13 protein-coding genes are annotated in these 26,303 nt (G+C 58.3%); 11 read left to right on the forward strand and 2 right to left on the reverse strand.

Going from position 1 to position 26,303, the window contains the following annotated elements; genetic code table 11:
* A complete protein-coding gene (locus SLIT_RS07250) occupies positions 1 to 2,184 on the forward strand; it encodes a putative bifunctional diguanylate cyclase/phosphodiesterase (RefSeq protein WP_013029595.1) in 2,184 nt (727 codons plus the stop codon).
* Here the strand turns inward: SLIT_RS07250 and queF are convergent.
* On the reverse strand, positions 2,181 to 2,600 hold the full coding sequence (gene queF / locus SLIT_RS07255) for a preQ(1) synthase (RefSeq protein WP_013029596.1): 420 nt from the start codon (positions 2,598 to 2,600) through the stop codon (positions 2,181 to 2,183). The two genes, SLIT_RS07250 and queF, sit on opposite strands and share 4 nt — an antisense overlap.
* A 60-nt stretch (positions 2,601 to 2,660) precedes the next feature.
* Between queF and smc the strand changes: the two genes are divergently transcribed.
* Complete coding sequence (gene smc / locus SLIT_RS07260; RefSeq protein WP_013029597.1) at positions 2,661 to 6,194, forward strand: chromosome segregation protein SMC; 3,534 nt, start codon at positions 2,661 to 2,663, stop codon at positions 6,192 to 6,194.
* Here the strand turns inward: smc and SLIT_RS15185 are convergent.
* Entirely contained in the window at positions 6,191 to 6,646 is a 456-nt protein-coding gene (locus tag SLIT_RS15185; protein ID WP_013029598.1) for a DUF4124 domain-containing protein, read from the reverse strand. The genes smc and SLIT_RS15185 overlap by 4 nt on opposite strands.
* Positions 6,647 to 6,786: 140 nt before the next feature.
* Between SLIT_RS15185 and SLIT_RS07270 the strand changes: the two genes are divergently transcribed.
* The 9 genes from SLIT_RS07270 (at position 6,787) to SLIT_RS07310 (ending at position 26,243) form a co-directional block, all read left to right on the forward strand.
* A complete protein-coding gene (locus SLIT_RS07270) occupies positions 6,787 to 7,461 on the forward strand; it encodes a hypothetical protein (protein WP_013029599.1) in 675 nt (224 codons plus the stop codon).
* 60 nt (positions 7,462 to 7,521) lie between these two features.
* A complete protein-coding gene (gene guaB, locus SLIT_RS07275; RefSeq protein WP_013029600.1) occupies positions 7,522 to 8,982 on the forward strand; it encodes an IMP dehydrogenase in 1,461 nt (486 codons plus the stop codon).
* Positions 8,983 to 9,061: 79 nt separating this feature from the next.
* A complete protein-coding gene (gene guaA, locus SLIT_RS07280; RefSeq protein ID WP_013029601.1) occupies positions 9,062 to 10,642 on the forward strand; it encodes a glutamine-hydrolyzing GMP synthase in 1,581 nt (526 codons plus the stop codon).
* Positions 10,643 to 10,685: 43 nt separating this feature from the next.
* Positions 10,686 to 13,664 carry a bifunctional diguanylate cyclase/phosphodiesterase gene (locus tag SLIT_RS15190; protein WP_083775058.1) on the forward strand — a complete coding sequence of 993 codons (2,979 nt, stop codon included), beginning with the start codon at positions 10,686 to 10,688 and terminating at the stop codon, positions 13,662 to 13,664.
* Positions 13,665 to 13,905: 241 nt separating this feature from the next.
* Positions 13,906 to 15,177, forward strand: coding sequence for a fibronectin type III domain-containing protein (locus SLIT_RS15855; protein WP_013029603.1), 1,272 nt, complete (start codon positions 13,906 to 13,908; stop codon positions 15,175 to 15,177).
* A gap of 1 nt (position 15,178) precedes the next feature.
* Positions 15,179 to 20,680, forward strand: coding sequence for an autotransporter domain-containing protein (locus SLIT_RS07295; protein ID WP_013029604.1), 5,502 nt, complete (start codon positions 15,179 to 15,181; stop codon positions 20,678 to 20,680).
* A gap of 161 nt (positions 20,681 to 20,841) precedes the next feature.
* Entirely contained in the window at positions 20,842 to 22,698 is a 1,857-nt protein-coding gene (locus tag SLIT_RS07300) for a hypothetical protein (protein WP_041420804.1), read from the forward strand.
* A gap of 38 nt (positions 22,699 to 22,736) precedes the next feature.
* A complete protein-coding gene (locus tag SLIT_RS07305) occupies positions 22,737 to 23,474 on the forward strand; it encodes a FecR domain-containing protein (RefSeq protein WP_013029606.1) in 738 nt (245 codons plus the stop codon).
* A gap of 174 nt (positions 23,475 to 23,648) precedes the next feature.
* Positions 23,649 to 26,243 (forward strand): coiled-coil domain-containing protein, encoded by a 2,595-nt coding sequence (locus tag SLIT_RS07310; RefSeq protein WP_013029607.1) that lies wholly within the window; start codon positions 23,649 to 23,651, stop codon positions 26,241 to 26,243.
* Positions 26,244 to 26,303: the final 60 nt, after the last annotated feature.

The following is a 26,303-nucleotide window of genomic DNA, read 5'->3' on the forward strand; positions in this document are numbered from 1 at the left end:
ATGGATCGCGACGACATCCTGCCGGTTCTGTACGACCTGGTGGTCACCATCGGCAGCGAGATCAGCGTCAAACCCCTGCTCACGAGGACGCTGCAGCGTTTGTTGTATCACACATCCTTTTCGGCAGGGTTCATCTGTCTGGACGTGCCGCCATGCAACAAGCACGACGGACAGGCCGAAGTTCGCCTCGATGCCGTGGTTGGAGATTTCGACCTGATCGGAGTGATCGGCCGGAACATCGCTTTGCCATGCGAACTGATCGGCGAAACGGCGGGGCGGGAATCAGACCAGGCGGCATTATTGTCCGCGTTGCGCTGCACGCAGATGCAATACAAGTCGTATCTCAGGCTGCCCATCGATCATTGCGGGGTGATCGTGCTGCTTGCAGTCGAGATACCGAAAACGTCCCTGCCTTTGACGACGATGTTGCAACCGGTTCTGGCGCACTTGGCAAAGGCCATTGTGCTTTGCCGCAACAACGATGTTCATACCCGCGGCTTGATCGATCAGCGCGACCTGTTGGAGACGGTGTTCGAGAGCAGCTACTCGGGCGTGATGATCACCGATGCCAAAGGGAATATCGTCGAGGTCAACCCCGCATTCACCCGCATCACGGGTTATCAGTCCGAAGAGGTCCAGGGCAGGAATCCGCACCTGCTGGCATCGGGACGGCACGACCACACGTTTTATCGGGAGATGTGGGACGATATTCTGGCAAACGGTCATTGGGAAGGCGAGATATGGGATCGCCGCAAGAATGGAGAGGTGTATCCGAGCTGGATGAACATCAACCCGGTGCGGGACATATCCGGCAATCTGCTGTATTACGTCGGCATCTTTTCCGACGTCACTAAGCGCAAGGAGGCCGAAGCGCAGATACATCAGCTGGCGTTCTATGATCCGCTGACCGAGCTGCCCAATCGACGCTTGCTGAACGAGCGCCTGCAACAGGCATTCTCGGTCGGGGCACGCAGCGGTCACCATGGTGCCGTGCTGTTCCTCGATCTGGATAACTTCAAGACACTTAACGATACCAAGGGCCATGATATCGGCGACCAGTTGCTGATTGAGGTGGCGAAGCGACTCAATAGCTGTGTGCGCAATGGCGATACCGTGGCACGCCTGGGAGGCGATGAGTTCGTGGTGGTGCTGGAATCCCTGAGTTCGGTCCCGGATGAGGCAGCGACCCAGGCCGATCTGGTCGCAGAGAAGATACGTTATGCCCTTAGCCAGCCTTATCAGCTGGCCAACCATGTTCACCGTACCACACCCAGCATCGGCGTCGTGATGTTCCGGGGGCACCAGCAAAGCCTGGAAGAAGTGTTGAAGTTCGCCGATACCGCGATGTATCAGGCCAAAACAGCGGGACGCAACGCCATACGATTCTATGATCCGGTGATGCAGGCTTCCATAGAGGCACGCGCTGAACTTGAAGAGGAGTTGAGGCAGGTGGTCGAGCGGAATCAACTTCGCCTTTACTACCAGGTGCAGATGGATAGCAGCAATCGTCCGTTGGGTGCGGAAGTGCTGTTGCGCTGGCAACACCCTGAACGAGGACTGGTCTCCCCGGCACAATTCATCCCGATGGCTGAGGAGACCGGGCATATCGTTCCGATCGGGCTGTGGGTATTGCAAACTGCCTGTACCCAGCTCAAAGTCTGGCAGAGCGATCCGTTGACGTGCGACCTGACCCTGGCGGTGAATGTGAGTGCCAAACAGTTTCGCAGCATGGATTTCGTCTCACAGGTACAGCGCACCTTGGCTCAGTCAGGGGCGAAACCGTCTTTGCTCAAACTCGAATTGACCGAAAGTCTCGTGCTGGAAAACGTCGAAGACACGATAGCCAAGATGCGTGAGTTGAAATTGCTGGGAGTGAGCTTTTCGATGGATGACTTCGGTACCGGATATTCGTCCCTGCAATATCTGAAGCGTCTGCCGCTGGACCAGATCAAGATAGACCAGTCCTTTGTGCGCGACATCGCCAGCGACTCCAATGATGCGGCTATCGTCCAGACCATCATTGCCATGAGCGAAGTGCTCGGATTGAACGTCATCGCCGAGGGCGTGGAAACCGAAGCGCAAAGGGAGTTTCTGGATTTGCGCGGCTGCCATGCCTTCCAGGGTTATCTGTTCGGAAGACCGGCCCCGCTGGCCGAGTTCGAGGCCATATTGCGCAAGGCTTAATCGCGCGTATTCGACTGCGTCTGGAATTGGCTCAGGTCGACCAACGGCACCGGTTGCCATCCGGCTTTGCGATGTTCGGCCACAACGTTGGTGAAGATTCCCCCGCGCACATAGAATTTGGCGGTCAGGCGCATGAAGCGCGGCTGGGTGGCGGTAACCAGGTCATCCAGCACTCGGTTGGTGACGTCCTCATGGAAATGCCCTTCGTTGCGGAACGACCAGATATAGAGCTTCAGGCTCTTCAATTCCACGCATTTCTCGTCGGCGATGTAATCCAGAATCAGGGTGGCGAAGTCCGGCTGGCCGGTCTTGGGGCACAGGCAAGTGAATTCCGGTATCTCCATGTGGATGTGGTAGTCGCGCCCGGGTTGCGGATTGGGAAAGGTCTCTAATGTCTTAGTGGGTTGGGTGGTCATTTGGTCAGGGGCTCGGGTTCAGTTAGAATGCGGCGCATTATATCGTCAGCCTGAATCAAATTGCGTCTCGCACATATAAAGTTAGCCGGTTTCAAGTCCTTCGTTGACCCCACCCATATCGCGCTGCCCGGGCAGCTGGTGGGTATCGTCGGTCCCAACGGTTGCGGCAAGTCCAACGTCATTGACGCCCTGCGCTGGGTGCTGGGCGAATCGCGCGCCTCGGCGCTGCGCGGCGAATCCATGCAGGACGTGATCTTCAACGGCGCCGGCACGCGCAAGCCGGTGGCTCGGGCCAGCGTCGAACTGGTGTTCGACAATTCGCTGGGCAAGGTCGGCGGGCAATGGGCGACCTACGCGGAGATATCCATCAAGCGCGTGCTGCAACGCGACGGCGATTCCAGCTACTACATCAACAACCAGTCGGTGCGCCGCAAGGACATCACCGACATCTTCCTCGGCACCGGAGTAGGCGCCAGAGCCTATGCCATCATCGAGCAGGGCATGATCTCGCGCATCATCGAGGCGAAACCGGAAGAACTGCGCGTTTTCCTCGAAGAAGCCGCGGGCGTCTCCAAATACCGCGACCGCCGCCGCGAGACCGAGCTGCGCCTGGGCGATACGCGCGACAATCTGTTGCGCGTCTCCGACATCCTGCAGGAACTCGACAAACAACTGGTGCATCTGGGCGGACAGGCGGAGGTGGCCAAGACCTATCGCGAACTGGAAGCGCGGCGCGAGACCACGCAAAAACTGCTGTGGCTGGTGAACAAACAGGAAGCCGAAACGCGCCGGGTACGTCTGTCGCAGCAAGTGGAGAAGACGAAGAACGAGCTGGAAGCTGAGATCGCCAAACTGCGGGAAGTGGAAGCCAGGCTGGAAACCGCGCGCAGCGAGCATTTCGGGTTGTCCGATGCGCTGCATGCCAAGCAGGGCGAACTGTACGCGAGCAACGCCGAAGTGCTGCGGCTGGAACAGCAGATCGCATTCATCGTCGAACAGCGCAACCGCCTCTCGCAGCAGATCCAGAACGGCGAGCGCCAGATCGCACAGCAGCAGACACAGCTGCAGGGGCTGCGCACCCTGCGTACCCATTGGCAGCAACAGCAGGAAGATGCCGCCGTGCGCGTGGCTACCTGCGAGAACCGCAGCGAGAGCGAGGCTCAGAGCCTGCCGCAGGTGGAAGAGGCGGCACGAGTGGCGCAGGAGCGGCTCAATTCGATGCAGCGCGAACAGATGCTGATCCAGCAGCAATTGCAGATCGCCGAGACGCAGCGCGGGCATGTGCAGGGAAACGTGCAGCAGCTGGATAGCCGTCGTTCGCGCCTGATGCTGGAGCGCGACAACCTGCCGCAGGTGGACGCCGGATTGCTGGAGCAAAGCCAGCAGCAACTCGCCGAGATGCAAGCCGAATACGAGATGCAGCAGCAACAGCTGGCCGAACTGCAGGAGCGCTTGCCGCTGGCCGATGCCGATCGCCGTCAGCAGCGCGATGCGGTACAGGAGCTGTCGCGTCAGCTGGCGCAGGCCGAAGCGCGCCTGAATGCGCTGCAGCAATTGCAGACGCAGCTCGACAACGACAAGAACCTCAAGGCCTGGTTGAACCGGCACCAACTGGATAACGCGCCGCGCCTGTGGCAATCCATCAGCATCGAGCCGGGATGGGAGGATGCGCTGGAAGCGGTATTGCGCGAACGTATCAACGCGCTGGCATTGCCGCGCCTGGAAGATGCGGCAGGCTGGAACGATGTGCCACCGGCCAAACTGGCCGTGTATGCGGCGGACGGTTCACGTCCGGGCAATGTGGCTGCGCAAACCGGCCTGACGCTGCTGGCGAACTACGTGCGTTGCCAGGATGCCCAGGCCGCGCCGGTGGTGGACGATTGGCTGGCTGGTGTGTATGCCGTCTCGAACCTGAGCGAGGCATTGGGCCAGCGCAACAACCTGCCGGCAGGCGCCTGGCTGGTGACGGCACAGGGACATCTGGTCGGCGCGCACAGTGTGCTGTTCCATGCACCGGACAGCCAGTTGCACGGTGTGCTGGCGCGCCAGCGCGAGATCGAACAGTTGCAGCAGGAAGTGCAGCAGCGCAGCGATGCGCTGGAGCAGGGCAAACAGCAGTCGGCTCTGGCTGAAGAAGCCTACCACTCAGTCGAGGGACGCATCGCTCCCTTGCGCAGTTCCACCAGCGATCTGCAGCAACGCCAGCATGGTGCGCAGATGCAGATATTGAAACTGACCCAGGCCAACGAGCGCACTCAGGAACGCAATGTGCAGATCGCACAGGAGCTGGAAGAGCTGGCGGATCGTATCGCGAACGAACAGCGCCAGATGGAAGAGATCGCCGAGCAGATGGCGATCCAGCGCGAGAAACTTTCGTCCCAGCAGATGGAAAGCGATCAGGCGCGCCAGCAATCCAACACGCAGGACGGCCTGTTGCGCGAACAGCGCGACCGCGCGCAAAAGGCGCAGCACGAGTTGCAGGAAGCCCGTTTCTTCGCCAAGACCTGCGCCGAGAAACTGGCCGATCTGGAACAGAACCTGAAGCAGCACGGCGAGACATTGACGCAGCTGGAGGAAGCGCTGACGCATAGCCGCAACGAACTGGCGAACCTCAGCGAAGGAGATGCCGACCGTCAGTTGCAGGGTGCTTTGCAACAGCGTCAGGTGCATGAACAGGCATTGGCCGAAGCACGCAACACGCTGGAACACGCCACCATGAACCTGAATCGCATGGAGCAGGAACGCATGGCCTGCGAGCAGAAACTGAATCCGCTGCGCGAGAAGGTGAGCGAGATCACGCTGAAGGAGCAGGAAGCGCGGATCCAGTTCGAGCAGTGGGCGGAACAGTTGCAGGGGGTGGACGAAGAACCGTTGTTGCCGCTGATCGAGGGCGCCAAGGCGGGCGGTCTGCAGAACGAACTGACGCGCCTTGGCAACGAGATCACTGCTTTGGGCGCGGTGAACCTGGCCGCGCTGGAGGAACTGCAGTCGGCGCAGGAACGCAAGACCTACCTGGATGCGCAGGCAAAAGACCTGAACGAGGCGATCGAGACCCTGGAAGACGCGATCCGCCGTATCGACAAGGAATCACGCGACCTGCTGATGGCGACTTATGAGGAAGTGAACCGCCATCTGTCCGAACTGTTCCCCATCCTGTTCGGCGGCGGCGATGCAAAGCTGGTGCTGACCGGAGAGGAGATCCTCGACAGCGGGGTGCAGGTGATGGCGCATCCGCCGGGCAAGAAGAACGCATCCATCCATCTGCTGTCCGGCGGCGAAAAGGCGCTCACCGCCATCGCGCTGGTGTTCTCGCTGTTCCAGCTCAATCCGGCACCATTCTGCGTGCTGGATGAGGTGGATGCGCCGCTGGACGACACCAATACCGAGCGCCTGTGCAAACTGATCCAGAAGATGTCGGACAAGACGCAGTTCGTCTACATCAGCCACAACAAGATCACCATGGAGATGGCTCAACAGTTGATCGGAGTGACCATGCAGGAGCGTGGCGTCTCCAAGGTGGTGTCTGTGGATATCGAAGAGGCGCTGAAGCTGAGCGAGGAGAGCGGCGGCAAGGCCGCTGTCGTTCCGGCCTAGTTGCAGTTCTCGCTGATGACCTTCTGTGCTTCACTCAGGCGTTGTGCGCGAGTTTCATCATCCATGAAAGAGCGTTCGCCGTTGGCGTCGTAGGTGACGACGCGCGGACTGTCTTGCAGAACCCGTGCATTCTCGCGCGCGGCAGCGCAGTTGCTCTTCTTGGCTTCTTCCTGGGCTTTCTGTTGGGCCTTCTTTTGTTCAGCCTCATCCTTGGTTAACTTGGCCTTTTTCATTTCCGCTTCGCGTTCAGCATAGCTTTTTGGCGTGTAGGCGGGAGAATATCCCCCTTGATCCTTGCCGGTAAAGTTGGGTACTGCCTGGGTGGTCGCATCCGGGGTGGGTGGAGCGTCCGAATAATGAACCTTGCCATCCGAATCTACCCATTTTACCAGCCCGGCGTGGGCACTTGCGGAGAGCAGGGACAATGTGACGACGACAAGAAAGCGTTTCATAAGGAGTTCCTCCAATGACGATAGTCGCGAAACTAGCTGTTAATTTGCCGCGCGTCAATTTATGATAGCGCCCGAAGTTTTGCCCGGACTCCCGATCTTGGGGGAGCATGGAACGATAACGAGCGGGGCTGTAAGCCGAAATGTCACATACACATTTGCCGACTGGCATCAATCGGGAGTATTTCCAGGTAGACAGGAACCAGGATTCGGCACTTCGGCTGTTTCGTTCCTATTACCGTGCCCACCAGAACTCCGGGAAACTGTTCGATGACTTGCCGGAATTCTTTCTGGTCAAGCCCATCGTGCTGAAAGATGCCGACCTTACGACGCGCGCTTCCGACAAGCTGATACTTGACGACTGCATCAATCGCGCGCAAGAGCGCAATGGTTACGTGGGTGTCAGCAAGCGAAAGAATCCCAAACTCAACTATTATTGGCTGGAGCTGACGGTGTTGCCTTTCGTGCTGGGCGATTCAGTGTCGGAAAACAACAAGAACGAGTTTTTCTATGTGCTGAGCAATTTCATCGAATATACCAAGCTGCACCCCAGAGTCTACGGGGACATCACTGCAGAGATCGATTCTGACAAGGACCTGGCGCTGATGTTGCGGGAGATCAACAAGCAGGGAGCCAGCCTGGGAACGCTGCTGCCACTTTATCCAGAGGAGATGCTGGTACGTTTCAACTCGAACTGGCCGATCAGCGAGGTGAACAAGCTGCTGATGACCCTGAAAGACAATGACCAAAGCTGGTGTGAAGTCTTTTTCGAGTATCTGATCTATGTCATGGGCAGAAAAGGGAAAGGCGGCGGGTAATCGCCGTGCGGCCTCTGTGCAAGTTTTGATATAATGCGCGCTTTGCAGAGGATGGTTCCCATGCGTATCGTACAAAAAGCCCTCACTTTCGACGATGTATTGCTGCTTCCGGCGCATTCCAACGTCCTGCCGCGCGACGTCAGTCTGCGCTCCCAGCTCACCCGCAATATCACCCTGAACATTCCGCTGCTGTCTGCGGCGATGGATACCGTCACCGAGGCGCGTCTGGCTATAGCACTGGCGCAGGAGGGCGGCATCGGCATCGTGCACAAGAACATGACGGCCAGAGAGCAGGCCGCGCAAGTCGCCAAGGTCAAGCGTTTCGAGAGCGGCGTGGTGAAGGATCCGATCACCATCGCGCCGAACATGACCGTGCGCGACGTGCTCAATCTGACCCGTCAGCACAAGATCTCCGGCCTGCCGGTGCTGGAAGGTAAGAAGGTGGTCGGCATCGTGACCAATCGCGACCTGCGTTTCGAGAGCAATCTCGACCAGTCCATCACCAACATCATGACGCCGCGCGATCGGCTCATCGTGGTCAAGGAAAACGCCAACCGCGACGAAGCGCGTAACCTTATGCACAAGCACCGTATTGAGCGCGTGCTGGTCGTAAACGATGCGTTCGAATTGTGCGGACTCATCACGGTGAAAGACATCCTCAAATCAAGCGAACATCCGTTGGCCTGCAAGGACGAGCTGGGTCGTTTGCGGGTCGGCGCCGCAGTCGGCGTGGGCGAGGGCACGGAAGAGCGCGTGGCATTGCTGGTCGAAGCAGGTGTGGACGTGCTGGTGGTGGATACCGCGCACGGCCATTCACAAGGCGTGTTGAGCCGTGTGCAATGGGTCAAGAAGAACTTCCCCAAGGTCGAGGTGATCGGCGGCAATATTGCCACCGCTGCTGCGGCCAGGGCACTGGTCGATCATGGCGCCGATGGCGTCAAGGTCGGTATCGGTCCCGGCTCCATTTGCACTACACGCATGGTTGCGGGTGTCGGTGTACCGCAGATATCGGCCATCCAGAATGTGGCGGACGCCCTGGCGGACACGGATGTGCCATTGATCGCGGATGGCGGCGTACGTTTCTCGGGAGATATCGCCAAGGCTATCGCAGCCGGTGCCCATGCCGTGATGCTGGGAGGCCTGTTTGCCGGAACAGAGGAAGCTCCCGGCGAGATCGAGTTGTATCAGGGGCGGTCATACAAATCCTATCGCGGCATGGGAAGCCTGGGCGCGATGCAGCAAGGCTCCAGTGACCGTTACTTCCAGGAGAACGAAGGCAATCAGGACAAGCTGGTGCCGGAAGGCGTGGAAGGCCGCGTCCCTTACAAGGGCAGTGCACTGGCGGTGATCCACCAGTTGCTCGGCGGTCTGCGCGCCAGCATGGGTTACCTGGGTTGTCCCGATATTCCCACAGTGCATGCGAAAGCCGAATTCGTGGAGATCACGTCGGCAGGTATCCGCGAATCACATGTGCACGATGTACAGATCACCAAAGAAGCTCCGAATTACCATATCGACTAGAGGATTTAGGAGTTGGGATTTAGGATTGAGCCAAATCTCTCCTAAATCCTCATTCCAAATTCCAAAATCCTAAGAAGCCATGCACAAAAAAATCCTCATTCTCGATTTCGGTTCCCAATACACCCAGCTCATCGCCCGCAGGGTGCGCGAGACCCATGTCTATTGCGAGCTGCACCCATGGGACATGACCGAAGCGGACATCAGGGCCTTCGATCCAGCCGGCATCATCCTGTCCGGCGGGCCGAATTCCGTGTATGAAGAAGAGACCCCCAAGGCACCGGACGTGGTGTTCGAGCTGGGCGTGCCGGTGTTCGGTATCTGTTACGGCATGCAGACCATGGCTGCGCAACTCGGCGGCAAGGTCGAGAGCGGCAAGGTACGCGAGTTCGGCTATGCCGAGATCCGCGCACAGGGGCACTCCAAGCTGTTCAATGGCATCCAGGACAAGACCAACGCAGCAGGCCACGGCCTGCTCGATGTATGGATGAGCCACGGCGACAAGGTGACGGCACTGCCGCCCGGTTTCTCGGTGATCGCTTCCAACGAGGCCACACCTTTCGCTGCGATGGCGGACGAGTCGCGTCGCTACTATGCGGTGCAGTTCCATCCGGAAGTCACGCATACCTATCAGGGCAAGGCCATCATCGGCCGCTTCGTGCACGACATCTGCGGTTGCGGCCAGGATTGGAACATGCCGGACTACATCGCCGAAGCGGTGGCGAAGATCAAGGCGCAGGTTGGCAGCGAAGAGGTCATCCTTGGCCTGTCCGGTGGAGTGGACTCGTCCGTGGCGGCGGCGCTGATCCACCGCGCCATCGGCGACCAGCTCACTTGTGTATTTGTTGACAACGGCCTGCTGCGCCTGAACGAAGGCGCGCAGGTGATGGAAACGTTTGCGAAGAACCTGCACATGAAGGTCATCCATGTCGATGCCAGCAGCGAATTCATGAAGCACTTGGCCGGGGTCAGCGATCCCGAGCAGAAACGCAAGATCATCGGTCGCGAGTTCGTCGAAGTGTTCCAGCGCGAATCGGCCAAGCTGAAGCAGGCCAAATGGCTGGCGCAGGGCACCATCTATCCGGATGTGATCGAATCGGCCAGCGCCAAGACGAAGAAGGCGCACACCATCAAGTCACACCATAACGTCGGCGGTCTGCCGGAATCCATGCACCTCAAGCTGCTGGAGCCGTTGCGCGAACTGTTCAAGGACGAAGTGCGCGAACTCGGTGTGGCGCTGGGGTTGCCGGCTGACATGGTGTACCGCCATCCGTTCCCCGGACCCGGTCTGGGCGTGCGCATCCTCGGCGAGGTGAAGCGCGAGTATGCGGAGTTGCTGCGCCGCGCCGATGCCATCTTCATCGAAGAATTGCGCAACACCAGGGATGCCGACGGCAAGAGCTGGTACGACAAGACCTCGCAGGCATTCACCGTGTTCCTGCCGGTGAAATCTGTCGGCGTGATGGGCGACGGGCGTACCTACGAATGGGTGGTGTCGTTGCGTGCGGTGCAGACGCAGGACTTCATGACCGCGCACTGGGCGCACCTGCCCTATGAGTTGCTGGGCAAGGTCTCCAACCGCATCATCAACGAAGTGCGCGGCATCAACCGGGTGGTCTACGACATTTCCGGCAAGCCGCCAGCCACTATCGAGTGGGAGTAAGAAAGATGGTTCTTGCGGCATGGGTGAGTAGCTGATGTCTGGCATGCATCCATACGCAGTCTATCGTTGGACGGATGTCCCCAGACTGTCCTGGCTGGCGCTGCTGTATGCGCTGCTTATCCTGCTCGTACTTTCCAATTTGACCACCGAAGCAAAGATATCCCCTGTCTGGCTGCCAAGCGGAGTTGGGCTCGCAGCACTGATTGCTGGCGGCAGAAAATATTGGCCGGGCATCTTTATCGGAGCGCTGGCGGCTTATCTGGTGATATGGCGTTCTGTCCCACTCTCGTTCTTTATCGCTTCAAGCAATGTACTTGAGGCGCTGACAGCCGTCTGGCTCCTTTCCCTGATCAAGACTTTCGATTCCGGATTCAAACAGCCGCGAGATTATTTATGGTTGATCTTTGCAGGCTCCATCGCTGCCATGTTGGCGGCGACGATAGGGGTGGTCACGCTGGTGTTTGCGAATGTCCTGCCGATTGCGGATATTTTCCATGCCTGGGGGTATTGGGTGATGGGCAATCTGCTCGGGATCGCACTGGGCACCCCGTTCCTGCTGATCTGGCGCAAGCAGCCGAGCAGGTGGATCAATAAAGAGCAGAGCAGATGGCTGGAGTTGTCGCTATTCGCAGTGCTGGCATTCCTGACCAGCCTGGTTGCTTTCCATGGCTGGACGTCGTCATCGTTTGAAGATATCCCCTTGGGATACTTGATGTACCTGTTCGTCACTTGGGCGGCGATCCGTCTGGGAAGACATGGAGTGACGCTGGTGCTGCTCTTGACCGCGGTACAGGGGGTGCTGGGTGCGCTCGACGGAGTGGGTTTTTTCGCCGGTGACATCCATAGCGGACTGGCGAATTTCTGGCTATACATGATCAGCCTGAGCCTGGTCGGTGTCGTGCTGGAGTCGACCATCCGGCAGCATCGTCGCGATGGAGATGCCTTGCGCGAGAGTGAATCCAGACTGCATGCGATACTGGACCATGCCCCGGTCGGCATCTGGCTGGTGGGCAAGGATGGCCGCTATCAGTTTGTGAACAAGCGGTTCTGCGATGCGACCGGCATTCCGGAAAGCGCGTTTCTCGCCACTACGCATCTTCCCGATCTTATGGGTGAGCAGATCGCGGCAGCTTGCCTTGCTTCCGATCAGGCCTGCCTGTCGCAGGATGAGCCCTATGTTTCAGTCGAAACGCTTCCTTTAGTCGACGGAAAGTTGCACCAGCTGGAGGTCACCAAGGCACAGTTGCGCGACAGCAATGGCGAAGTGATCGGTGCCATCGGGATTTCCGTGGATGTCACCGGGCGCAACCAGGCCGAAGAGGCATTGCGCGAGAGCGAGGCGCGCTGGAGCTTTGCGCTGGAGGGCGGTGGCGACTGCGTCTGGGACTGGAACGTGTCGAACAACGAGGTTTCGCTGTCGAAAGGCGGCAAGGGCATGTTCGGTTTTGCCGACGATGAGATCGGCAACGACATGTCGGAATGGAACGCCCGCGTCCACCCGGAAGATATCTCGCGGCTGCTGTCCAGGATCAGCGATTTCTTCCACTCGAAAGCAGACAGGTTTTCCGCCGAGTATCGGGTGCGCTGCAAGGATGACAGCTGGAAGTGGATTTTGACGCGCGGCATGGTGGCGCACCGTTCTACCGATGGCAGGGTGACGCGCATGATCGGCACACACACCGACCTTTCCGAACGCAAGCTGGCCGAGGAAACCATACGGCGTCAGGCTAATTACGATTCGCTTACCCAGTTGCCCAACCGGCGCCTGTTCCGCGACCGGCTGGAGCAGACGATCCGGCTGGCAAAGCGCGATCAATCTTCGTTCGCACTCATGCTCATTGACCTCGACCACTTCAAGGAGGTCAACGACACCATGGGGCACGATGCCGGGGATTTCCTGCTGGTGGATGCTGCCCAACGCATTCAACATTGCGTGCGCGAATCCGATACGGTTGCACGCATGGGAGGGGACGAGTTCGTGGTCATCCTGCCCGATGTCAACGACCCGGACAACATTGAACGCATCGCCCAGAACATCATCACCAAACTGGCTGCGCCATTCGTATTGGGCGAAGAGAAGGCCTTCATCTCGGCCAGCATCGGGATCACTTTGTATCCCTCTGACGCAGACAGCATGGAGACCTTGCTGAAGAATGCCGACCAGGCGATGTATGTAGCCAAGCACCTTGGACGTAACCGCATGAGCTACTTCACGCCCGTATTGCAGGAGAATGCACAAAAACGGATGCGGCTGGTCAACGATCTGCGTGATGCTTTGTCTTCCAACCAGTTACGTGTGTTTTACCAGCCTATCGTCGAACTGGCGACCGGGGATATCCATAAAGCCGAAGCGCTGATCCGCTGGCTGCATCCTACGCGTGGCATGGTCAGCCCTTCCGAGTTCATCCCGCTGGCGGAAGAGACCGGCATGATCATCGAGATCGGCGACTGGGTGTTGCGGCAAGCGATGCACCAGGTGAAGCGCCTGCAGGCGAGCCACCATAAAGGATTCCAGATCAGCGTCAACAAGTCTCCGGTACAGTTCCACAACGACAATCCGCTGAAGGCTGCGGAATGGCTTGGCGAACTGGAACAGAACGGATTGCTGGCGAGCAGTCTGGTGGTCGAGATCACCGAAGGCGTGTTGCTGGATGACGATGGCAATGTCAAGGACAGGTTGCTGGCCTCGCGCGATGCGGGCATCCAGGTGGCGATAGACGACTTTGGAACAGGATATTCCTCGCTGGCATACCTGAAAAAATTCGACATCGATTACCTGAAGATCGACCAGACCTTCGTCAACAACCTGGGTAACCAGTCCGACGATATGGCCCTGTGCGAGGCGATCATCGTCATGGCGCACAAGTTGGGCCTGAAGGTCATCGCAGAAGGAGTCGAGACGGAGCAGCAGCGCGATCTCCTGAAGCAGGCGGGCTGCGATTATGCTCAAGGCTTCCTGTTTTCAAAGGCCATTCCGGCAGAGGAGCTGGAAGATTTGTTGCGTCAAAACGCGCAGCGGTAATGGATTCATATATCTCCAGCGTATCTTCAGCGAATCCCTAGTATCCCGTTTATATATTTTGATAGAATCCGCCCCGTCGGAGGAGAGTGAACTAATAAAAATTATTCGCCACGGATGTCCGCAAGGGGGTCTGCAAAGCGTGCAAAGCATACGATCATAACGAGCATCAGACTCGCCGATTGGACGCTTGATTGAAGTTTGATCTGTAGCACGAGCGAAATTCGTGCCCTAAGGGGGGGTTATGGATTTCAAAGTTGTTGGTTTTATTGCATCTGCTGCCGGACGATCGTCTGGCAGATCGGTCTTTCAGCTTTCATCAGAAAATGGGCTATTCCATTTCATTCTTACGTCGTTCCTGGCATTGCAGTTTGGGGTATTCCCTTGTTCGTTGGCGCAGGCAGCAGGAGATGCATCAAGAGGACAGTACAACTGGGAATACACCTGCCAACACTGTCATGGAGATCCCCAGACGAACAAGAATGCGGCATTCTCGGACTATGACACCACGGCGAACAGTCTGGCGGTATATGCCAGCGATCCAGCTGCCATAACGAAAGCCGCCAATGCTGGGTACACGATTCCGGATGGCAACACCAACGACAAGGTAGAACCCGGACACAGTACGAATGAGCCGATGGGGACTTGGGCGGGCATGGCGCCGAATCGGCTGGGGCTGGGAACCACGCCGACCCAGTACGCGATCGATTTCTCAGCATACTTCGCCACATTCTTCAGGGTACCGGCAGCACCGGCCATAGGAGCCGCCACAGCAGGAAATGGCCAGGCATCGGTGACCTTCACTGCGCCCAAAAGCGACCTGACCGTCACCGGCTATACCGTGACTTCGAATCCAGGGGGAATCACGGCTACAGGATCGGTGAGTCCTATCGTCGTTTCGGGCCTGAACAACGGCACCACCTATACGTTTGCCGTGGCTGCGACCAGCAATGCAGGAACGGGACCAGCCTCTTCTTCAAGCAACTCGATAGTACCGGCCGCGACTTTTGCGGTACAGACGAAAGCTGCCGGAGCCACGGTAACCTTGCAGGCTGCCAATGTTCCAACTGCAAAAGCCGTCCCGCCCGTTGCTGCCGCACAACCAGTCGTACCAACAACACAGATCGCTGCACATTCAATTGCAGCTACTCACGCGGCCGCAACCATTTCAGCGGGCAGCCAACCTGTAACTGCTCCATTGCCCGTCAATAACGCAGTCAAGTCTTCGGCTTTGGTTACTCCGGTCATCAGATTCGCAAGGGCTGGGAACGCACAGGCCCGCGTGTTTTTCGATATGCCTGCTGGTACTGGTGCCACGGAATATACGGTGACCGTCTTATCCAAAGGAGTTCCTGCAGGCATCACAGCCAAAGGAACGAGCAGTCCGGTCACGGTATCAGGGCTGAGCAATGGCACCGACTACACGTTCACGGTCACCGCCCACGGTAGTGCCGGAACGAGCCAGCCATCCCCGCCTAGCAACAGGGTCACGCCTTTGCGCATACTGGGGGATTGACATGATGACCGTGCGCAACTATTTCCTGCCGACCGTCACGTTGATATTGGGACTTTTGTCGAATTTATCTGCGTTCGCGGCAGCTCCGCCCACCGGCGTGCATGTGGGTTTCACGGCGGCCACCGGCAGTTCGGACTTCACGGGTGCGACAGGCGGGTGTACCGGTTGTCACACTGCACCTACTGCGGCGCTCGCCGCCTCGGTCTACCAGACATACGCCGCCGCAGCCACCAGCAACACCACCTACAGAACGTACAGCGCCTCGTCTACCCTGATCGGCACGAATGCCAACACTTTCGGCACGCCAGGCGGCATGCCTGCGGCGAATATCACTTTCGCCGCCAATGCCACGAACTCGGGCAACATGTCGGCATATTTCGCCTCGTTCCAGACGCCCGTGCTGGCGGCTCCCGCAGCCATCACCCTCACGCACGGGCAAGTCTATAGCCCCGGCTACCAGATCGTTGCCGCCGCTGGGCAGGATTTTCTGGTGGACACCACCACCTACACCGGTACCAGCTTACCGCCGGGCATCACTGTCAACCTGAATAGCGGCGTGGTGTCTGGTACGGCGCCCGCACCCGCGACGCCAACCGTTTACAACGCGACGATCACCGCGACCAACGCTTCGGCCAGCCCTACCGGCGGCAGCGCCTCCTTCACCATAGGCGTGAATGCGGGCCAGACCATCGCAGGCACGGCGCCGGCCTCGGTCGCCATGGGCACTAGCGGCAGTTTCGGCGTCACCGGCGGCGGCTCAGGAAATGCGATCACCGTGACCAATACTTCCGCTGCGGGCATCTGCAATGTCGCCATTTCCGTGAATACGGGCGCATCGGCAACAGTCACCATCACGCCCGTGGGCGTGGGCGCCTGCACCTACACGCTTAACCAGGCGGGCACCACGGTGGCCGCGGGCGCAGCCGGCTGGGATGCCGCAACCGCAGCACCTTACAGCACCACCATCGCGCAAGGTACACAGACAGTCACGACGTGGACTGCGCCGGCCTTGCCGTTCTATGCCAACAATGCAACCGCTACCGTAGGCGCCACGCTGAATTCAGGCCTGACTGCCACGCTGTCTTCGCAGACGACTTCCGTGTGCACGGTGGCGGGCACGACCGTCACCGGCATCGCTGCGGGAACCTGCACCATAACGGCAGCCCAGGCGGGCAATACCAACTGGCTGACGCTCACGGCCGGTGGTCAAACCACCTCGTTTGCCGTGAGCCTTGCTTCGCAGACCATAACAATGCCCGTGCCCTCTGTGGTGGTGGGGGGGGGCGCCGTTGCGATCTCGCCCACGGCTCCTTCCGGTCTTGCAGTCACTTTGTCCAATACCACCACATCGCAATGTACGTTGGCGGGATCGCCTGGCGCCTACACGCTCACCGGTCTGCACGCAGGCACCAACAATTGCGTATTGAACGCGACCGTGGCTGGCAATACGCAATATGCTGCCGTCACCACGCCACAGGCACTGAATGTCTCGATCGGGCTGGGTACACAAACCATCTCGGCAGGCACCGTGCCAACAGTGGCCACCGGCGGTACAGGACAATTGAACCCGACTTCCAATACGGCGAACCCCATTTTGTATTCCACCAGCACCGGATCTGTTTGCTCGGTTTCAGCCTCGGGCTTGGTTACTGCCGCCGCATCAACGGGCGGGCAGACCTGCACCATACTGCTCGACCAGAATGCGACGACCGACTACAACGCAGCAACACAAGTGGCGGTCAACATCACAGTTGGTTTGTATGGACAGACCATCACGCTTGGTACGGTTACCGCAGTTTACTACCAGCCTGCGGGGACAACTTACGGTACCGGGACCATTTCAGCCACGGCGAGCAATTCGGCCACACCTGCTACAGCATCTCCCTCCGTGACCTTCACATCGAACACGCCTGCTACATGTTCCGTGGGCCTGACGACTGGAGTCATTACCGGACTGGCTGGAGGAACGAATAACTGTACCATCGTCGGCAACGTGGCAGGCGTGACTGGTGTGTTGAATCCGGCAACGCTCACTTTCCCCTCGATCTCCATATTGCAGACAGGACAGACGTTGGGTTTCGGCGCTGCGCCATCCATTAGCGTTGGTACCACTGCAAACGCCAGCGCTACTTCTACTTCTGCTGCGAACACGGCTACAGGATTGGCTGTGACCTACGGCACGAGCAGTGCCAGCACGATCTGCACAGTGAACGCATCTTCAGGTGCCGTCACCGGCACTGGCGTCGGAACCTGCGTGGTCACTGCCGATCAGGCGGGCAACGCGAATTATTCTGCTGCCCCCCGGGTGACCCAGAACGTGTCCATCACCATCGGTAGCCAGACTCTGGTATGGGGCGCTGCACCGACCGTGAGTTACCAGGGAACGGGTTCGGTCAGCGCGACTTCGCAAGTCACCTCCAACTCCACTCCGACGCTGTTGCCGGTCACATACTCGTCGCTAACGCCGACGATCTGTTCCGTGGTGAGCAACACCGGCGTGATTACCGGCCTAGCCGGTGGCACCTGCACCATTGCGGCCAACCAGTCTGGTACAGCCAATTACAGCCCGGCTACGCAAGTCACCCAATCATTTGCCATCAATCCGATCGCGCAGAGCATCAACATGACGGCGGTGACAGGTTTGGTGGTGGGAGGCACAGTTACTTTAAGTTCGACAACAACGTCAGGACTTGCAGTTACCTATAGTTCCGCAACGACCGGTATTTGTACTGTTAGCGGCAATGTCGTCACCGGTGTGGCGGTGGGTACTTGTACCATCAATGCCAACCAGGCAGGTGACACCAATTACCAGGCTGCTACGCAGGCATCCCAGAACGTTACCGTTGGACAAGGTAACCAGACAATCACTTTCGGCACTGCGCCAGCGGTGAATGTGGGGGGCACAGGTACCGTGAGCGCCACTGCATCGTCTGGCCTGGCTGTAACTTTCACCAGCCTGACCTCAAGCGTATGCACGGTGACAGCAGGTACGACTGTTAATGGCGTGACCACAGGTACCTGTACCATTGCAGCGAACCAGGCTGGCAATGCAAACTGGACTACGGCGGCACAAGTCACGCAGACCTTCTCGATCACTTACCTGCCACCCACAGCTGGCGCGGCAAGCCTGACGGCCCAACTCAACACGGCCGCAACACTTGATCTGGCACCGTTCATTACAGGCATAGGGGTCACCGGTGTCAGCATCTCGGTGCAGCCTGCACATGGCACGATAAGCGTGTCCGGGACCAGGGTGACCTACACACCCAACTCGAATTATTTCGGTTCGGACAGCTTCAAATATCTTGCTTACAACGCTGGAGGAGTATCGCCAGCCGCCGCCGCAGTGAGTGTGACGGTTTCCGGTCGTCCCGATCCAACCAAGGATGCACACGTGACCGGACTGGTCGATATCCAGACGGCCACCGTCAAACGTTTTGGCATGGCACAAGTGTTCAATTTCCAGCAACGCCTGGAATCGCGCCATCATGCGGCTTACTATCCGATGGCCAGTGCATCTCCTGCAGGCACGGGAAGCCCAATAGGCCCTGCAGATTCCGGACCTCCTCCTGCGCCCGCCGGGGGGGCGGCTCCCGGTCAGACGCAAAACTATTTCAACAGTTGGCAACCGGGCACCGTACTGGCTTATGCGAACGACCCTCAGACACTGATGCTTGCGCCGGATCGGCTGAACAGCGGAGGAAACAATTCCAGCCCGCTGTTCGGTACATTGATGAGTGCTGTCACGGGAGCAATAACGACTTCGAGTTTGAATCTGGGAGCGATCTCCAATGCGGTCGGCTCGGCGCAGGACGAATCGTTCAGCAGGCTTGATATCTGGGCTGCAGGCAACCTGCGTTTCGGAACGACGACACAAGACGGCGTGAATACGCAATTCAGCACGGACGGCATCAGCGTCGGTGTCGACAAGCGGATGGACCGGAAGCTGACCGTCGGCATGGGCATGGGCTATGCGCGCGACAACAGCAGCATCGGCACGGACGGTACGAACAGCACTTCCAGCGGCAACAGCGTTGCCGGTTATGCCAGCTACCAGATGGATTCGGGTAACTTCCTCGATGGCTTGCTGGGATACGGCAAGGTGAATTTCAACACCAATCGCTATGTGGCTGCGGTGAACGATTTTGCCCGGGCCTCGCGCACCGGCGACCAGATATTCGGTTCTGTATCGTTCGGTTACGAGTACCACAAGGAAGGGTTGTTGTGGTCGCCGTATGGCCGCTTCGATTTCGATTTCGACCGGCTGAATGCGGGAACGGAAAGCGGGGCGGGCATCAATGCGCTGAGCTATGCCAGCCAGAACATGCGCACCTCGCATCTCACCTTCGGCATGCGCGGCGAGTCTGTCCATCAGACCACTTTCGGCGTGGTACAGCCACATGCTCGCTTCGAATATCAGCACGGCCTGGAAACGAATGGACAGACTTCCGTTTCCTATGCCGATCTGCTGGGAGTGCAGTACTCGATCGCTGGAACTTCGCAAAATACCAATGCCGTCGTCCTTGGCCTGGGCAGTGATTTCCTGCTGAGCGACAAGTTGAAGCTTTCTTTCGACTACCAGCGCTTGCGTTCGAGCGGATTCGAGAACTATCAGTCGATCAACTTCCGTCTCACCAAAACGCTCAGCGGCAAAAACGATCTTGCCGAACTGCTGGATGAAAGTTACAACGCATCGCTCGAACATCCTTCCGGACTGCTCGTTGCAGCCGGATTTGCTTACGACGACAACGTCAGTCGCGCCAGCGAGGTGCTGGACAAGCTATCGGATACCATCTACAGCCTGACAGTGAGCAAAGGCCTGGTGTTCGCCGTCTCGCGGCACACTAGGCTGACGGTGAGCGGATTCATGGATGTCGAGAAATTCCGCAATTACGCAGGACTCGGACATGTCTCGGGCGGCATGCAGGGCGAATACATGTATCGCAGCTCGGGCGAGTTCGGCGCACCCACCTACGGCATCTTCGCACGCTTCGAGGCCGATCAGTATGAATCCACCTTGCGCGACGGGACGCACAGCTCCGCGGGCCTGACCCTGCGCAAGCCGCTAACCGACCGCATCGATCTCTTCGCCTCGGTGGCTGAAAATGCGCATACAGGCAAGAGCGATGTGTTCAATACGCGGGATGTATCGGGACGCATGAATTTCGACTATGCACTGGCTGTCGGGCAGACGATCTACCTGACCGGAGAGTACCGAAAGGGCGACATCATCTCTTCCGGGCTGCCCTCGCTGAAGATACTGGATATCGCAACCGTCTTCGTACGCGACGATGCATTTGCCTCGGCGGGATTCTTTGATTACCGGATGAAAGGGCGAACCGTGCTGTTCACCCTGGGCTATAACATCGGCTTCGGCAACAAGGATTCCGCGGATATCTCCTGGCGTCGAGTGCAATCGACGCCGGACATGACGCCGGCTTATGCGTCGCCGCTCAACTATACAGTCAACCAGCTCGCCATCGTTTATCTGATGGCATTCTAGGAACGACCATGAACTACAGATCTTTTCAAATCGGTGTTGTCAGATTATTCCAGGTTGCAGTTGGTGCAGTTGTGCTATCACTTCTGCTGGCCTCTTGCGGCGGAGGTGGCAGTGGGGCTGGCGATACATATCCGGCTGCGACGTTGGGAGGGGTTGTTGCGGTGTCCGGGCCCGACAGTTTCCTGTTGTATCCCAATCCGCAGAGCTCTCCCGCCATCGATTCGCAGGCCTATGCTCAAGCGTATTACGCAGCCATCGATCCGACCAATGCAAAAGATACGCTGGTAAAGTGGAAAGCGGCGAACGGGTTCGGCAGCGGCACTGGCATGGAAGTTCAGGCGGTTTTCGGAGACGTGCGCGATCTGGGGTATGGCCGTTATGTGACGGCAAGAAAGAACACCGATGGCACCATCGCGTTCTATGTCGATAACTACTTGGTCTGGTCCGCAGCCGGCTATGGCTATTCAAGTCTGAATCTGGATGCGGCAGTTGCACGCGACCAGCGCTGGTATATCGGCACCAATGCCATCGAATTCAGTCCCGGTCCTGCTGGTGGGGCACCGTTCGCCAAATATTTCACTTTCGATCCGGTCACCGGAGCAAGGCTGCTTGCGGCTAATCTGGATGGGCGCGGAAACAAGGCCATGCCGGGGATCTGCACCGGCTGCCATGGTGGCCGCGGCGATCCATTGACGCCGCCCGATGCATTTGGAAATCAGCTGTTCGCAGTTGTAGGGAATCCTGCGAGCGGGGTGCGCGGTGACCTGAAGGGCAAGCTGCACTTCTTCGAGCCGGATACGTTCAGTTTTTCTACGCTGGCTGGCAAGACCCGTCCGGACCAGGAAGCAGCCATCAAGACATTGAACCAGTGGGTACTGTGTACCTATCCGTTGCCGACTTCGAGTGTGGTACCAACGGGTTATGCGGAAGATACCTGCCGTAACGTTGCAACGCTCGATGAATGGCAGGGCGGTGCGGCGGATATCGTCAAGGCAGCGTATGGCGGTAACGGTCTTCCGAATCCCGCCTATGCCGATAATTATGTCCCTGCCTCGTGGGTGGCTGCGGGACAGACGACGCTGTATCAGAACGTGGTGCAGCCTGCGTGCCGCATGTGTCATATCCTGCGCGGCATCGGGCAGCAGTCGGATGCCGATTTCTCCAACTTTACGGCCTTTCAGACTTCGGCCGATCGCATCATGGAGCATGTGATCGAGCGCGGAAACATGCCTTTGACCAAAGTCCTGTACGGCAGATACTGGTCGACGCCAAGCATGTACAACACCATGAACACCTTCTTGCAGAACGAGGGTTACACAGTGCTTGATGCTGCGAGCGCGCCATTGCTGCCGGGCCGTCCTATCGCCGATGCCGGACTGAATCGCACCGTGTCGACCGGGGCGACCACCTTGTCCGCTGCAGGCAGCATGTATGCCGATACATTCAGCTGGTCGATCGTTTCCAATCCGGGAAGTGCAGCGACATTGAGCGTGGCGACGGGAGTGCAGACGACATTCAATGCAACGGCGAACGGTACTTACGGAGTACAGCTGGTGGCAAGCAAAGGTACAGTCCAAAGCGTTCCGGTCGTATTGACCCTCGTGGTGAACAGTGCATTGACACCGGCGCCTGCAGCGATACGTTTTTCGGATATCAAGGCTGTGCTGCAGGCGGCGGGGGCGGGAAAGTGCATCACTTGCCACACTCCTGCACCTGCGGGCAATTTGCCGCCTTCACCGATCATCTATGCCAATGTAGATCGAAACGGGGATGGGCTTGTAGACGCGACAGACGATCTATGGCTCTACACCGAAGTACGCGGGCGTATCAATTTTTCCGACATATCGGGGAGCCCGCTGTTGCGCAAGCCTTCAGGGCACCATCACAATGGCGGAGTTCAAAGCGGATTCGGGGACCAGGTAAATAAGATTTCTGCAGACAAATTGCAGCCCGGCGATCCGCTTCGCGCAAATTACGATCTGTTCCTGAACTGGATATCGAACGGGGCACCGTACTGATGCGGTTTTATTAAGTGATCAAACTATAAGGAGTTCAAATGAGTCGATTCGATGAAGCAGATGATCCTCGCCGCAGGGTGCTGATCAAGGCGTTGGCTGCGGGTGCGTTTTCCGCTGCACTGACAGACAGGGCCGCACTCGCCGCCAGCATCTTTGGTACGCCGCCGAGCAAGCTGCCTGCGGGGCAATCCATCTACCGCATCAATGGTACGGCGAAAGTGAATGGCCAAGAGGCGAATCTTTCGACCATCATCAAACCCAACGACACGGTCGAAACCGGGCCCAAAAGCGAGATCGTGTTCGTGGTGGGAGGCACCTCCATGCTCATGCGCGAGAACAGCCATCTGACGCTGGAAGGCAAAGAGGAGGGGCTGGCTTCCTATCTCATCCAGGGATTCCGCATGCTTACCGGAAAGCTGCTTACCGTCTCGCGCAGCAATGGCACTCAGATTCGCACATCGACTGCGACCATCGGTATCCGTGGAACGGGTTATTACATCGAATCGGACCCGGAGCAGACTTATTTCTGCACTTGTTACGGCCTGACCGATGTGGAAGCGAATGATGACCCGACCAGCAGGGATACGGTGGCGTCGAAACATCACGACAAGCCCCTGTACATACTGGCTGGACAGCAACCCGGACAGAACATCCGCCGTGCGAGCTTCATCAACCACACTGACCAGGAGTTGATGCTCATCGAGACTCTGGTTGGACGAACTCCGCCATGGGTCTTTGCCGGGGATCAATACACCGCACCGCGCCGCGATTATTGATCGCAGAACACGACACGCTCATCCTGCCTGCAGGGATGGGTGTGCTGCCGGCAATCTCCTGCTTCTCAAAATAGCCTGTTTTTCTGCCTTTATTCCACGCTTCAACCAAAGTTCTACCTGTTACTTTAGCGTCGAACCGATGCCCTTGGCATCCCAAAGTGAAAGAGGTGGAACATGTCTGCACTGAAAAACATCCGCTTGGTTTCTTCCCGTGGCGAAGAAAATCCCGTCGAGTCGGAAGCGATACTCGAATCGCGCGGGCGCATCGAAGCAGAGATCGAAGCGCAGCTGGCGGTGCAGGCTCGTGCCCGTGCCGAAGCGCATGCGCGGGCCATATTGCAGGGCAAGGTGCGCCAGGAAAGCGAACTGACCGAACAGATCGAAGCTCGTACCCGTGCCGAATCCGAATTGGCCGGTGAAGTGCAAGCGCGCCACGATCACGAACGCGAGCTGGCGGCAGTGTTGCATACCAAGAAGAAGGCCGAAGAACGTCTTACTGACGCCGTGCGCGAAAAACTGGAAGCAGAGCGACAGGCCCAAGCCGAGCTGGAACAGAAATTGGCTGCTGAAAAGCGCCTTCGTAACGAACTGGAGCGGCAGGCGCAACTGGATCGCGAGGCGGCATTGCTTGCCCAGGAAAAGGCCCGCACCGAAGAAACGTTGACGCAATCCGTGCAGAACAAGCTCAAGGCCGAAAAAGAGGCGCTGGCGATGGTCAATGCCAAGCTTGCCGCCGAGAACTCGGCGCAGGATGCGATGAATGCGCGCGTCCGCGCCGAAATGCTGGCACTGGCCGAGACTCAGGCCAGGGTGGCGGCGGAACTGGATGCCGAGCGTGCCGCGATGGCAAGGGCAGATGAAGAGCGCAAGGCCGCCGAAGAAGTCGAGCTGCGCATCAAGATCGAACAACAAGCCCAGGCCGAAGCATCGGCACGGGTGCAAGCCGAATTGAAAGCTGCCGAGATCGCCCAAAAGGCCGTCGAGGCAGAACAGGAAGAAAGACTTGCCGCAGAAAGGAAACTGCAAGCCGAACAGGAGATGCTGAAGCTGCTGGAATCTCGCGTGGAAGCTGAACAGCTGGCAATCAGGGAACGTGAAGAGGCGAACGCCGTATTGAAGCAGATCGAGCTGGAAGCGCGCGATCTGTTGGCGGTAGAGGAACAAGCCAAGCGTGCCGCCGAGGTCAAGCTGCAGGCGGAGCGGGAATTGACGGTGATGGCACAGCACCGTGCCGAAGTCGATATGCGCGCTTCGCAAGCCATCGAGTTGCAGGTTCATGCCGAAGCGGAAGCGATAGAGCAGGCCAACCGACGCTACGAGATGGCGGAATGCGCCAGAAGCATCGCCGAAGGCAAGGTCGAGCTGGAAACCGAACTGTTTGCAGCAGAACAGGCGCAAGCCAAGGCCGATGAACTGGCAACCTATGAACTGCAAAAGAAGCTGGATGCGATCAACGCCGCTTTGCCCCTGGCCGAACAGCGCGCGCAACTGATGGTGGAAGAATGTCTTGCGGCAGAAGAAAAGCTGGCTGCGGAAAAAGCAGCCATTGCCACAATGCTGCAACGCGTCGAAGCCGACCGCCGCGCCGCCGAAGCCGATAGACAACGCCAGGAACTGGAAGAGGAAGCTATCCGTGTAGCCGAAGCAAAGGTGCTTGCCGAGAACGAGGCCATCGAGAAGATCACCTCCCGCATGGATGCTGACTTGCGTGCCATCGAAGCCGACAACGAGCGCATCGCTGCCGAAGTTCGCGCCGAAGAGGCCGCTGTTGCCAGGCAGGCATTGGCGGAAGAGAACATCGCGGCAGCCAGAGCGAAAGAAGAGATCGAGATGCGCGCACTCAATATGGCGAAGTTGAAGGCCGAATCACTGGCACGCGCCATCAAGGCCGAAGAGGAAACCATGCAGGCGGAAGCTGCTGCCGTCATGCAGGCACGCCAGCGCTTTGCTGCGGCTGAGGAGACCCGGCGTCGTATCGAGGAGCGCGAACGCGCGGAGACAGCGCAGCTGTTGCTGGATCAGCAGAACAGGGACGCGGAAGAGCGTGCGGCATCAGAACGAGTGGCTGCCGTAGTGCGCCAGCGCATAGCCGTAGCCGAAGAGACCAGACTGCTCATTGAGGAACGTGAGCGTGAAGAGACTGCCAGGCTGGAACTTGAGCAACATAACCAGGCATTGGAGCAGGAGTATCTGTCATTGGCCCAACAGAACCGGGAAGCCGAGGAAAGATTCCGTGCCACCTGCAATGAGCGCCTGGAAGCGGAACGGCTGGAGATCGAAGCGATGGAAGGCCGCATCGCTGCCGAGAAACATGCCGCCGAACTGGCGCGTCAACGCGATTTTGCCGAATTGCTGGCGCATCAGTCCGCCAACGAGCAGATCGCAATGCAGGAGCAGGCCATCGCAGCGTTTTACGAAAGCGAAAAGATCGAACGCGGCCTGACCGAAGAAGTACGCAAAGAATTGCTGCAAGCCAAGGCGCAACTGGAAACAGGCAAGTTGCTGCAAAGGCTGAGCAGGACCCATCGCATCAACCGATTCACCCAGGCGGCCCTGGTTGCATCCTTGTTGTTATGTGCCGGATTGTGGTTTGGCGGAGCAGGTTCGAGTGCAAAGCCCGAAAGTATCGCGAACAGCAACAGGGTCGTTGTGGCGCAGTTCGCCCCTAAATTGCAGGCGAACGAGCCTGGCGTAATGGGTGGTTTGAAATTGTCTGCCGATCTGGGCGCATCGTCCTCGATGCAGGGGCAGGCCGAAAGAGAGTTCTAGACTGTTGTTGCAAGGAATAAAAAACGGGGGCATTCAGCCCCCGTTTTCATTTGGCGATCA

The organism is Sideroxydans lithotrophicus ES-1 (genome assembly GCF_000025705.1).
GTDB lineage: Bacteria > Pseudomonadota > Gammaproteobacteria > Burkholderiales > Gallionellaceae > Sideroxyarcus > Sideroxyarcus lithotrophicus.